We start from the raw sequence: 12,562 nt of genomic DNA, 5'->3' as shown, positions 1-12,562 counted from the left end.
AGCTGTAATATTATTCAAAATGGAGAAAAACATGCGCAATACCTCTGGACGTTCGGCCGTCGCCGTGACGCTGTATGCTCTTCTGGAGCCTGTACCGCTTGGCTTTTTCGTGGCGGCCTGGCTGTTCGATATCATCTATATGAAAACCTTTATCATTCTCTGGTCAATCAGTGCCAGCTGGTTAATCGCCATTGGCCTTGTGATTGCCATCCTGCCCAGAATAATTAGTCTGATTTATATGTTTCGCGGCAGCACTGCGCCAGAGAAAACCCATTTCTGGCTCTCTCTGGTCGCCATCATTCTGGCCATTGCCAATGCCTTTATTCACAGCCGTGATGCGTATGCCGTGGTGCCAACGGCGGCGATTCTGTCGACCCTGGTCGTGATACTGCTGCTGCTGGCGAACGTGCAACTTGCGCTACGTCAACGTACTGCTTAAGGAGAAGCCATAATGAAAATGCCGCAACAATCCCTTATTGCGCTGACGATGATGGCCCTGCTGGCGGGTTGTGATACCGGTGCGACTATCGATCCGCAAAAGCAAATCGGTGCCAATCCCGAGTTACCGGAAGCCAAAAACTTTATGGTGCCGCCCATGCAGGTACCGGAAGGCGCACCCTGGAAGAACGGTGAAAAGCCAACGGTGGCGCAGGGGCTGAAAATTGAAAAGATTGCCGACCATCTTCAGCATCCGCGTCAGGTTTATGTTCTGCCGAATAACGACATCCTGATCGCCGAATCGAACGGCATGCCAAAACCGACCACCAAGCCCAAAGAGCTGATCACCGGGCTGGTCAAAAATGCCTCGGGCAAAGGGGGCAAGGGCGGCAACCGCATCACGCTGCTGCGCAACGTAAACGGTAAATGGGAACAGCATCGCTTTATTGAAAACCTGAGTGCCCCCTTTGGTATGCAGCTGGTGGGGAACACGCTGTACGTGGCTAACGCAGACAGTCTGGTGAAATTCCCCTACAGTGAAGGGCAAACCGAAATTCGCACCGCGCCCCAGTGGGTCACCGAGTTACCTGGCGGGCCCATTAATCACCACTGGACGAAAGCGCTGTTGGCCAGCCCGGACGGCAGCAAGCTCTATGTCGGCGTCGGTTCCAACAGCAACATTACCGAGAACGGCATTGGCGCCGAATATCGCCGCGCCGCGATTCTGGAAGTGGATGCCGCCAGCGGCGCCAGCCGGATCTACGCCAGCGGGCTGCGTAATCCCACCGGCCTTGACTGGGAACCCCAGACGAAGCAGCTATGGGCGGTGATTAATGAGCGTGATGAAATCGGCTCTGACCTGGTGCCTGATTACCTGACCTCGGTTAAAGAGAACGGCTTCTATGGCTGGCCTTACAGCTATTTCGGCCAGCATGTTGACGTGCGGGCGCAGCCACAGCGGCCGGATCTGGTTGAAAAGGCGATTAAGCCTGACTATGCGCTGAGTTCGCATGTCGCACCGCTCGGACTGCTGTTCTATGGCGCTGAGAACATGCCGCAGTATCGCGGTGGCGCGTTTATCAGTGAGCACGGCAGCTGGAACCGCAAACCCCTCAACGGTTACAAAGTGATTTGGGTGAAGTTTGAGAACGGCAAACCGGTAGGGCAACCGCAAACCGTGGTATCCGGCTTCTTAACCCAAGACGAGAAACAGGTGCGTGGCTTACCGGTCGGTCTGGCCAGCGACAAACAGGGCGGTCTGATCATTGCGGATGACGCCGGTGATACGATCTGGCGCGTGAGTTCGGCGAACTAAGGCTAAACTGCAGGTACAAAAAAAAGGATTTGGCATTACGCCAAATCCTTTTTTTATGCGTTCGTTGCCCGGCGGGTAACCGGATGGCGAACGAGGTGCTCAGCACTCTCCACAAATTGATTGTAAAGAGGGCTGCGCAAGACTTCAAGTTTGGCGAAAATACTGTATATTTATACATGTGTTGAGTGTTGGGTATCGCCGCAGGGTTAACTGATTGCTTCCAGGGGAGCTCGGTAATGCAAATCCCGGCAGGTAACAGGTGGTGCTGACCTGTGGCTTAAACCCCGAGTGCCGCTCAGCCCTCTCCACAAAGTTGTGCTCAGGCACCTGGCGGGTAACGGTAAGGCCCTGGTTGCTGAACAGCGCGCTCCTGTTGCGGGAGAAGGAAAGTGATGGAACTGACGAAGCTGATTCTGGAAATCATCCGGATCATCTTGCAGATCATCGTTGCCCTTATGCAACTGACCGGTCATGCAAATTAACCGGAACTTTGACCAAGGCGGAGCTAACCACTCCGCCTTTTTCGTTGTCAATTGCCTGTCATCTTTCCCGGCTACAGTGGCGCGGCAATCGGGTGCCTGAAAGGCACAACTTATCCAGACATCAGACCAGTTCCGGGAGCCTTTTCATGTCACTTGCCATTGTCAAACCCGCCAAACTCCAGCAGACCGAAATTGACGCCAGCGTACGTATGCGCGAAACCCAGATTGGCTCACAGTGTGAAATTCTGGCGCACAGTTACCTTGAATACAGCACCCTTGGCGACTTCTCTTACGTCGGTGAACACTGCTGCATCGCAGACAGCGCAATAGGCCGCTTCACCGCCATTGCCAATCAGGTACGCATCGGTGCACCTAACCATCCGATGGATCGGGCGTCGCAACACCGCTTTACCTATTGTCCGGAGTATTACGATGCTACGGCCACGCGCGACCACGGTTTTTTCAGCGCCCGCCGCGAAGACCGGGTGATCATTGGCAACGATGTCTGGATAGGTCATGGCGTGATTGTCCTGCCTGGCGTGACGGTAGGCGATGGTGCGGTGCTGGCGGCAGGTGCGGTGGTGACCAAAGATGTGGCACCCTATACCGTCGTGGGTGGCGTGCCGGCTAAACCAATCCGCGTTCGTTTTCATCCGGCGATTGCAACCCGGCTACAGCACATTGCCTGGTGGAACTGGCCGCTGGAAAAAATCATGGCTAACCTGGCCGATTTTCAGTCAGGGGATATTGAGCAGTTTTGTGCCAGACATGGCTGAGCGCGTTTGCGCAAAAGAGTAACGGTGGCTTACGCCACCGTCAGATGTGCGGGTTATCGCTTAGCGCGTGCTTCCTGCACCTTGCTGGCTATACGATCGCCAATGGTCTGGTCGATGTTGCGCCAGTACTGAAACGCTCGCGAAAGCACCGGCTCTTCAACCCCGTTCAGCAGATGACCGCTAACGTTGTTGACCAGCCTGTCGCGCGCGGCATCATCCATTACCTTGTTGATCAGGGTATTTGCCTGGCCCACGTCGTCATCGTCCTGACGCAGTGAGTAAGGGGCACGAACCATGTCGCCGCTGGCTGACCAGACCGAGTCGGTGGGATAGCGGTCGCCATCTGCCACCGGGCCGCCTTTGCTGTTGGGGGCGTAAACCGGGTCGGATACCGGATTCATCCGCATCGCCCCGTCTTTGCTGTAGCTGTTCACCGGCGACTGCGGGGCATTAACCGGGATCTGTTTATAGTTCACTCCAAGCCGTGCGCGATGGGCGTCGGCATAGGCAAACACGCGACCAATCAGCATCTTATCCGGGCTGAGCCCGATGCCAGGGACCAGATTATTCGGTTCAAATGCGGCTTGTTCAATCTGCGCATGGTTGTCCGTTGGGTTGCGGTTCAGCGTCAGCTTGCCAACTTTGATCAGCGGATAATCACTGTGCGGCCACACCTTGGTCAAATCGAAAGGATTGAAACGATAGCTGTCAGCCTCAGCAAACGGCATGATCTGCATGTACAGGGTCCAGCTCGGGAATTGGCCGTTTTTGATCGACATAAACAGGTCACGCGTATGGTAATCGCCATCTTCGCCTGCCAGTTTATCGGCTTGCTCCTGCGTCAGGTATTCAATGCCCTGGTCGGTGTGGAAATGGTATTTCACCCAGAACTTTTCACCCTGTTCATTGACCCACATATAAGTGTGGCTGGAATACCCATTCATATGACGCCAGTTTTTAGGAATCCCACGGTCGCCCATTAGCCAGGTGACCTGATGCGAGGATTCGGGTGACAGCGTCCAGAAATCCCACTGCATATCATTGTCACGCAGATTGTTATCGGCGCGGCGCTTTTGCGAGCGAATGAAGTGCTGAAACTTCATGGGATCGCGAATAAAGAACACCGGTGTATTGTTGCCCACCATGTCGTAATTGCCTTCGCGGGTATAAAACTTAATGGAAAATCCGCGCGGATCGCGCCAGGTATCCGGGCTGCCGCGCTCGCCAGCCACCGTTGAAAAACGCATCACCACGTCAGTTTTCGTGCCCGGCTGAAAAACGTTGGCTTTGGTGTAGCGACTCACATCTTCAGTCACCTCAAAAAAGCCAAATGCGCCGCTTCCTTTCGCATGGGGCTGCCGCTCGGGAATGCGTTCCCGGTTGAAGTTGGCCATCTGCTCAATCAGGTAATGGTCGTGAAGCACCAGGGGGCCATCGGGACCGACGGAAAGGGAATGCTCATCGCTGGCCACCGGAATACCGGCATCGGTTGTGGTGGGTTTACGCTCATCATGACTCATCGAAATAGTCTCCATTTTTATAAGGGTAATGCATGGATTAAGCGTAGCGCATATCTGGCCATTGCATCGGCTAATCCTCCCAGGTTTTCACATTTACTGCTGCCGGCCATGGCTGACCTGGCGCAGTCGTCCACGTTTTACTGGCTGCTCCCGCAGGTCGTTGCCCGCGCTGATTAATCCGTGACCGCTCTCGCATTTTGGTTATTTCAGCGACAACAAGGATTGCGTGTTCACGCGAGAAGTGTAAATTCTAATATAACTTCACAGTTAGTTGTGAAAAAGGAAAGTACATTACAACCCTGTTACTAAGGATTGAGCCTCATGTCAGATTTAAAGTTTGCTACTCGTCTTAACTCCTTTGCTTCGGGGGCACATCTCTACTGGCCAGATTTGCAGGGCAAGCCCTCTGTACTGCAAATGGTGGCGCGCGCAGGCAAGGTTAAAGGCTTAACGCATTTGGATCTCAACTATCCCCAGCACCTCACCAGTGACAGTAAAACGCTGCGCCAGGCTATTGAGGATGCCGGGCTGGCGGTCAACGGCATGCAGATGCGGTGGGATGCACCGCAGTTCAAAATTGGCGCATTTACCCATCCGGATCCAAAAATTCGCCGTGAGGCGATTGACCTGACCAAGCGGGGAATCGATACCGGACGGGAATTTGGCTCCCGCTTAATGACGTTATGGATGGGTCAGGACGGTTTCGACTACTGCTTCCAGGTCGATTACAAAAAAATCTGGGAAGACGCCGTCAGCGCGGTGCGTGAAATCGCCGACTACGCGCCGGACGTGGATGTGAGCATTGAATACAAACCCAACGAGCCGCGTGCCTACAGCATTTTTCCCAACGTGACCACCTGCCTGCTGGCCGTCGAAGAGGCCGGAAGCCCGAACCTCGGCATCACGCTGGATTTTGCCCATGTCCTGTTCGCCAATGAAATTCCTGCCTGGGCGGCGGCCATGGTGGCGCGTCGTTCCCGGCTGCTGGGGCTGGATTTAAACGACGGCTGGGGCAAACGTGACGACGGACTGATGGCGGCATCGGTTAATCCGCGCGCCACGTTGGAGTTTCTGTGGCAGATGCAGCGTGATGGATATCAGGGCGCCTACTATTTTGACACCTTCCCGGATGCCAGCGGACTGGATCCGGTACGTGAAGCCGAAACCAACATTGCCACCGTGACGCGATTACTCAAGCTTTGCGACCAGCTTAATGATAATCCGGCGCTGGCAGCGGCGATCAGCCGTCAGGATGCGGTCGCCTCACAGCAAATCGTCAACGACATTATGCTGGCGCGTTAACGCAGGCCGCCGGCTGCAGAACAGCAATTTCTTACCCTACAAACGCAGAATAAAAGGCTGAAAAAATGAAAAAACGTTTACTCGCCGTTATCGCTTCATCGCTCTTGTGTGCCAGCGTTTATGCCGCCGATCTGGCACCGCTTAAGTCCGACACGGAACAGGACCGCACCGACTGGTCAACGCTCGACAGTCGCTATGGCGCGATGCCGAAAGTCGATAAATCGCTCAAAATCGGTGGCGTATCCAAAACCCTGACCAATGAATACTGGCGTTTGCTGGGCGAAGGCTACCAGAACGCCGCCAAAAAATATGGCATCACCGTGGCTTATCAGGCTGCGGCAAATGAAGACGATCAACTGGGCCAGTTGTCGATTGCCGAAACCATGATTTCTCAGGGCTATAACGGCCTGCTGGTCTCTCCGCAAACCGACATTAACCTTGAGCCTGCACTGGAAAGCGCCAACAGTAAAAAAATCCCGGTTGTGAACGTCAATGACGCGGTGATGCCGAATGCGGAACACTACGTCGGTAATGTCCAGAAAGACAACGGCGTGCGCGTAGCGAAATGGTTTATTGAGCACCATCCGCAGGGCGGCAAGGTTGCGGTGATCGAAGGACAGCCTGGCGTCTATGCTGCCGGTCAGCGCACCAGCGGCTTTAAAGAAACGCTCAAGGCCAACGGCAAATTCAATGTGGTGGCCAGCGTACCGGCTAACTGGAGTCGTGAGCAGGCCTTTAATGCGGCGAGCACTATCCTGCAACAGCATCCTGACCTGATCGGTTTTTATGCCAATAACGACACGATGGCGCTGGGCGTGGTGGAAGCGGTACGCGCCATGGACAAAGCCAAACAGGTGGCCGTATTCGGAACCGATGGGATCTCCGATGCCTATGCCTCCATCAAGCGCGGCGAACTGACCGGTACCGTGGACAGCTTCCCGGTGCTGACGGGTGAAGTGGCGATGGATGTGATGCTGCGTTTGATTAACGGCCAGAAAATCTCACGCGTGGTGTCCACACCGCAGGCGCTGATCACCAAAGAGAATGCGGATGCGTTTTCCACTCAGGACATGGAAAAGCTGCGTCAACTGTTAGCTAAACAGTAAGCCTGGCGGAGAGCGTATGGAACAGTATCGTTTAATGATGCGCGGCATCAACAAAACCTACGGCAGCGCCGCAGCTTTACAAAATGTCGACTTTTTTGTGAAGCCCGGTGAAGTGCATGCCTTGATCGGTGAGAATGGCGCGGGCAAATCTACGCTGTTAAACATTCTCTCCGGCGTGCGCGGCGCGGACAGTGGCGAAATCAGCGTCAACGGCCAGACGGTGCAGATGAAAAGCCCACTCAGCGCGCGTCATGCGGGGATCGCGATGATCCATCAGGAACTGCAGCATGTTCCAGAGCTCTCGGTCGCGCAGAATATGTTTCTGGGCCGCCCACTGACCAAAGCAAAAGGCTGGTGGGTGGATAAAAAAGCCCAGCTGTCGCGTGCCGCGCTGATTCTGAAACGGCTCGATCCGACGATCGATCCCAACAGCCCGATTAAACATCTTAAGGTTTCGCAGCAGCAGATTGTCGAAATAGCCCGTGCGTTGCTGGATGACGCCAAAATCATCGCGATGGATGAGCCAACTTCCAGTCTGACGCCGCGCGAGTTTGACCGGCTGGCTGAACTGATCGCCGACCTCAAATCGCTGGGCGTCTCTTTAATCTATGTATCACATAAGATGAACGAGATTTTCAGAGTCTGTGATCGGGCGACGATCATGCGCGATGGCAAACAGGTTGGGGTGGTGAACATCTGCGATGAAGATGAAGAAAGCATCGTGGCTAAAATGGTCGGGCGCAAAATAGAACGGCTCGATCACAACGCCTTTGTCACCGCTCAGGAAGTATTACGCGTTGAAAATCTGGCGCGTGGCAATGAAATATCGCCCGCTAATTTTAGCGTCAACGCCGGGGAAGTGTTGGGCATTGCGGGGCTGGTCGGCGCAGGACGGACCGAGTTGCTTAAGCTGATTGCCGGTATCGACAGGCGCAGCAGCGGCACGGTGAAGGTCAATGGGTATTCCGTTCCAAACCATAATATCAGCGCGGCCATAAAAGCGGGGATTGGTCTGGTGCCGGAAGATCGTAAAAAAGAGGGGATCATTAAAGCCCGCCCGGTGAAAATGAATATGGCGCTGCCGTCCATGCGTCAGTTCACCCTGGGCGGCGTGATCAATAAACAGCGGTTAAACAGGGCAGCACATGAGGTGATGAGCGATCTTAAACTGCGCCCCATGGATATTGAAAAAACCATCGGTACGCTCAGTGGCGGTAATCAACAAAAAGTCATTATCGGACGCTGGGTAGCCGCTGACGCAAAAGTCTTTTTATTCGATGAACCCACGCGCGGCATTGATATTGGTGCCAAGTCAGAAATCTATAATTTAATTGAACGACTGGCGAAGGCAGGTAAAGCCATTATTGTTGTCTCATCGGAAATGACGGAAATCATTCGTATCTCCGATCGTGTACTGGTGATGCGTGAAGGGAAAATAACCAAAGAGTTAAAGGGCGAGGCTATCACCGAAGACAATATTGCCCGTTTTGCCATTAAAGATGTTGAAACTGCCTGATCTCATACCTGTATATAAAGGCGATAACCATGACGACTGAAACGAACATGCAGCCGGTGAGCCGCGCCTCACCGCTGTTAAAATTTAATCTGCGCGATGCCGGCACGTTAATTGGATTACTGATTATTGTGGTGACATTTTCTTTTCTGTCGCCGGTATTTTTTACCGTTCCGAATCTGCTCAATATTCTGCAGCAGTCCTCCATTAATGCCTTAATTGCGCTGGGCATGACGCTGGTGATCATTTCAGGCGGAATTGATTTATCGGTTGGGCCAACGGCTGCGCTCTCTGCCGTGTTGGGCGCCACGCTGATGGTGTCTGGCGTGCCGGTGCCGCTGGCCATCATGGCCACGCTTTGCGTCGGCGCAGTCAGCGGGATATTTAGCGGGACGCTTATCGCTTATGCCGGGCTGCAACCCTTTATCGTCACGCTGGGTGGCCTGTCGCTGTTTCGTGCTATCGCGCTGATCTCCACCGGCGGTAATCCCGTATTCGGTATTCCCATGTCGTTCCGTAGCCTGATCAACAGCACGGTGTTCGGCGTGCCCACGCCGATCGTCGTGGTCGCCGTGATTGCGCTGTGCCTCTGGACGGTCATGAATAAAACCCCGCTGGGAGAGTACATTCTGGCGATTGGCGGTAATGAAGAAGCGGCCCGCGTGGCAGGTGTGCCGGTTAAACGTACCAAAGTCACGGTTTACGTGATCTCTGGCATGCTGGCCTCTCTGGCGTCGCTGATTCTGATTGGCCGTCTGGGTGCGGCGGAACCCACCATCGGCAACCTGTGGGAGCTGGATGCCATTGCGGCCGCTGCCATCGGCGGTGCGTCACTGATGGGCGGCAAAGGCAGTATCTTTGGCACCCTGATTGGCGTGATTATTCTCGGGGCGTTACGTAACGGCCTGACCTTGCTTAATATTCAGGCGTTTTATCAATTGCTCGCTACGGGTCTTATTATTATCATAGCGATGTTGATTGACCGAGCGACCCGAGGCAAGTAATGAAGCAAGATCCGCGAGCCATTGGCGCTCAAATTCGTATGCGATTACCCCAACTGACGCCGTTAGAACGGCGAGTCATTGAGGCAATCATTGCCAGAACGGATATCACCGAACACACGTCTTTAAAAGAGATTGCGCAGGAAAACGGCGTATCGGAAGCCATGATAGTTAAGATCACTAAAAAGCTTAACTTCACGGGGTTCAGGAATTTCAGAAGCAGTTTAATTTATTATAACGCCTCTGAAGTGGCAGGTTTACATGCGGAAATTGAGCCCGATGATTCATCGGAACAATTACTGGCAAAAGTCTTCAGAACATCTATTCAGGCTATTGAAGAAACGTTGTCGATTTTAGATGTATCTGAATTTAACCGCGCAGCAGATATTATTTTTAAAGCGCGTCATATTGATCTTTATGCGGTAGGGGGATCGGCCACGGTTGCCCGCGATCTCTCCCACAAGATGCTGAAGATCGGCATTAAGTCCACCGCCTACGATGACGCCCATATTATGCTGATGTCTGCCGCCGTGTTATCTGACGATGATGTCGTGATTGCGATTAGTCACTCCGGTGCAACGCGTGCTGTTAACGATCCGGTTAAATTAGCCGGACGTAACGGTGCCAGAGTGATTGTGATTACGAATTACGCCGAGTCGCCTATTGCGCGTCATGCGCATGTGGTACTTAATTCAACTTCTCAGGGATCGCATCTGTTAGGTGAAAATGCCGCATCACGAATTGCCCAGCTGAATATACTGGATGCGCTGTTCGTGGCCATCGCGAAAAAGGATTTAACGCGTGCGGAGAAAAACCTGATGAAAACCCAGCATGCGGTTCAGGATCTGCGGGAATTCTGAGCATGAGTAAAATTGCAGTTACCGGCAGTCTTCACTACGACATTATGCTGGATGCGCATCATCGGCCTGAAAAAGGCGAAACGGTTATGGGAACCGCCTGCCACTTCAAGTTTGGGGGCAAGGGCGGCAATCAGGCGATAGCGGCCGCAAAAGCAGGTGCAGATGTCCGTTTTATTGGTGCGGTAGGGGCCGATGAGCAGGGCGCGTTTTTGCTGAAAACGCTGCGCCAGGCAGGGGTGAATACCGACGCGGTCACGAGGATTGACGATATGGCGTCTGGTATGAGCGTTGCCATTACCGATGCTGAAGGCGATTACGGCGCGGTGGTGGTGTCCAACGCCAATCAACATATCGCTGCCGAGCCGTTCATGCAGGCCGGTTTCTGGCAGGATGTGTCGATGCTGGTGCTGCAGAATGAGGTGCCGGAAGCCATTAATCTGGTCGCGGCGCAGGCGGCGCGGCAGCAGCGGATTCCGGTGTGCATTAATGCGGCGCCGGCCCGGCCACTCTCGCCCGAATTTGCGCGCTGCATTGATTTGCTGGTGGTAAATGGGGTTGAAGCCCGGGATATGACTGGCATCGCGGTGACCGATTTGGCCTCAGCCAGGCAGGCTGCAGCAGAGCTGGCACTGCGTTTTGACCGCGTGGTGGTGACTGCCGGAGAGCACGGCGTGGCCTTCAGTGAAGCAGGGGAAACGCAGGCTTTTCCTGCCCGTCAGGTCACCCTGGTCAGCACCCATGGCGCGGGCGACTGCTTCATGGGCGTGCTGTGTCAGGCGCTTAACGAGGGCGATAAACTTGCGGGCGCCGTCGCTAAAGCCAACAATGCGGCGGCAGATCACGTTTCCCGCCCGGCCTGATAAAAAAAATGCAACGTCAGTGACGTTGCATTTTGCCAGCCATAGCGAGATTACAGGGCCACTTTAACGACCGTTTTCCCAAAGTTTTTGCCGTTCAGCATATCAATAAAGGCTTTAGGGGCATTTTCCAGGCCCTCAATAACGTGCTCGCGATACTGAATTTTCTTGCTCTCTACCAGCGGGGTCATGGCTTTCAGGAACTCCGGATAGCGATCGCCGTAGTCCTGGAAAATAATGAAACCCTGCATGCGAATACGGCGTTTCAAAATGCCTGCCATAATCAGCGAGGTTCTGTCCGGACCGGCAGGCAGCTCTTTCTGGCTGTAGGCGGAAACCAGCCCACAGACCGGCACGCGCGCGGCAGTGTTCAACAGCGGGAACACGGCATCGAACACTTTACCGCCCACGTTTTCGAAATAGATATCAATACCGTCCGGGCAGGCGTTTTTCAACTGCTCTTCGAAGTCCTGACTGTGGTGATCGATACAGGCATCGAACCCCAGATTTTCAACGGCATGGCGGCATTTCTCTTCACCGCCAGCCACGCCGACCACGCGGCAGCCTTTCATTTTACCTAACTGGCCCACGGTGGCGCCCACCGGACCCGTTGCGGCGGCAACCACAAGGGTTTCACCTTCTTTCGGCTGACCGATATCCATTAATCCCATATAGGCCGTAAAGCCGGGCATACCGAGAATACCCAGCGCCCAGGAAGGATGGGGCAGATCGTTATCCAGGCGGGCAACATCGTTACCCCTGGAAACGGCATATTCCTGCCAGCCGCTCTGTGAAAGTACCCAGTCGCCTTCTTTAAACTCACCGTTTTTTGATGCAACGACCTGACAGACCGTACCGCCCACCATCGGCTGATCCAGCTCGGCCGGTGGCGCGTAAGATTTTCCCTCGTCCATGCGTCCACGCATGTAAGGGTCGAGTGACAGATAAATCGTCCGCAGTAAGATCTCGCCCTCTTTGATCTCAGGCGTTGGCTGCGCAACATAACGGAAATTATCTTCCGTTGGTTCACCCTGTGGGCGTGAAGCCAAAAGCCAGGCGTGATTTGTTGTCGATTGTTCAGTCATAGTGTCGTCCTTTGCATGGGCAAACCGCTGAGGCTTGCCGGGAATGAATGGCTAAAGTGTAGATGAGTGATAAAAGCATGCTTAACCCTGCTGGCGGTTAACGTGCCGGCGGGAAAGGGCCAGAAGGGCGCGCCACTAAGCGCGGCGCGTCTTTGACAGGGCATTCGGATTGCTCTGAATCCACGGCGCGGAGGCGGTGGTGCGAGTGCACTGCGCCGGTTGGCGGCTGTTTTTGCAGGAGATGATGGCGGCCGTCATCGAACGCATCCTTTGCAGGATTGGCTTTCGCGTGTGCCGGGGTGAATGA

11 protein-coding genes are annotated in these 12,562 nt (G+C 54.3%); 9 read left to right on the top strand and 2 right to left on the bottom strand.

The window, feature by feature from the left end; translation table 11 throughout:
• Positions 1-31: 31 nt before the first annotated feature.
• The 3 genes from PAGR_RS11450 (at position 32) to PAGR_RS11440 (ending at position 3,011) form a co-directional block, all read left to right on the top strand.
• Positions 32-439 (top strand): DUF2231 domain-containing protein, encoded by a 408-nt coding sequence (locus PAGR_RS11450; RefSeq protein WP_014605867.1) that lies wholly within the window; start codon positions 32-34, stop codon positions 437-439.
• Positions 440-451: 12 nt separating this feature from the next.
• Positions 452-1,753, top strand: a complete 1,302-nt coding sequence (locus PAGR_RS11445; protein ID WP_014593685.1) for a PQQ-dependent sugar dehydrogenase — start codon at positions 452-454, stop codon at positions 1,751-1,753.
• A gap of 628 nt (positions 1,754-2,381) precedes the next feature.
• The gene (locus PAGR_RS11440) at positions 2,382-3,011 is read left to right on the top strand and encodes a DapH/DapD/GlmU-related protein (protein ID WP_014605866.1); all 630 of its coding nucleotides are present in this window, start codon (positions 2,382-2,384) and stop codon (positions 3,009-3,011) included.
• A 53-nt stretch (positions 3,012-3,064) separates the two neighbouring features.
• Here PAGR_RS11440 and PAGR_RS11435 read toward each other — a convergent pair whose 3' ends face one another.
• The gene (locus PAGR_RS11435) at positions 3,065-4,531 is read right to left on the bottom strand and encodes a catalase (RefSeq protein ID WP_014605865.1); all 1,467 of its coding nucleotides are present in this window, start codon (positions 4,529-4,531) and stop codon (positions 3,065-3,067) included.
• A gap of 321 nt (positions 4,532-4,852) precedes the next feature.
• Between PAGR_RS11435 and PAGR_RS11425 the strand changes: the two genes are divergently transcribed.
• The 6 genes from PAGR_RS11425 to PAGR_RS11400 all read left to right on the top strand — a co-directional run bounded on the left by PAGR_RS11425 (position 4,853) and on the right by PAGR_RS11400 (position 11,173).
• Positions 4,853-5,833, top strand: a complete 981-nt coding sequence (locus tag PAGR_RS11425; RefSeq protein WP_014605864.1) for a TIM barrel protein — start codon at positions 4,853-4,855, stop codon at positions 5,831-5,833.
• Between the two features lie 65 nt (positions 5,834-5,898).
• Positions 5,899-6,939 carry a sugar ABC transporter substrate-binding protein gene (locus PAGR_RS11420; protein WP_014605863.1) on the top strand — a complete coding sequence of 347 codons (1,041 nt, stop codon included), beginning with the start codon at positions 5,899-5,901 and terminating at the stop codon, positions 6,937-6,939.
• A gap of 16 nt (positions 6,940-6,955) precedes the next feature.
• Positions 6,956-8,455 carry a sugar ABC transporter ATP-binding protein gene (locus PAGR_RS11415; protein WP_014593689.1) on the top strand — a complete coding sequence of 500 codons (1,500 nt, stop codon included), beginning with the start codon at positions 6,956-6,958 and terminating at the stop codon, positions 8,453-8,455.
• A 29-nt stretch (positions 8,456-8,484) separates the two neighbouring features.
• Positions 8,485-9,456, top strand: a complete 972-nt coding sequence (locus tag PAGR_RS11410; protein ID WP_014605862.1) for an ABC transporter permease — start codon at positions 8,485-8,487, stop codon at positions 9,454-9,456.
• Positions 9,456-10,313 (top strand): MurR/RpiR family transcriptional regulator, encoded by an 858-nt coding sequence (locus PAGR_RS11405; protein WP_014605861.1) that lies wholly within the window; start codon positions 9,456-9,458, stop codon positions 10,311-10,313. The genes PAGR_RS11410 and PAGR_RS11405 overlap by 1 nt, the downstream gene beginning before the upstream one ends.
• Before the next feature lie 2 nt (positions 10,314-10,315).
• On the top strand, positions 10,316-11,173 hold the full coding sequence (locus PAGR_RS11400; RefSeq protein ID WP_014605860.1) for a PfkB family carbohydrate kinase: 858 nt from the start codon (positions 10,316-10,318) through the stop codon (positions 11,171-11,173).
• 50 nt (positions 11,174-11,223) lie between these two features.
• Here the strand turns inward: PAGR_RS11400 and curA are convergent, their stop codons facing one another.
• Positions 11,224-12,255 (bottom strand): NADPH-dependent curcumin/dihydrocurcumin reductase, encoded by a 1,032-nt coding sequence (gene curA, locus PAGR_RS11395; RefSeq protein ID WP_014605859.1) that lies wholly within the window; start codon positions 12,253-12,255, stop codon positions 11,224-11,226.
• Positions 12,256-12,562: the final 307 nt, after the last annotated feature.

Source organism: Pantoea ananatis PA13 (assembly GCF_000233595.1).
GTDB lineage: Bacteria > Pseudomonadota > Gammaproteobacteria > Enterobacterales > Enterobacteriaceae > Pantoea > Pantoea ananatis.
The sequence above is the reverse complement of the archived record's forward strand: the minus strand, read 5'-3'. Positions and strand labels throughout refer to the sequence as shown.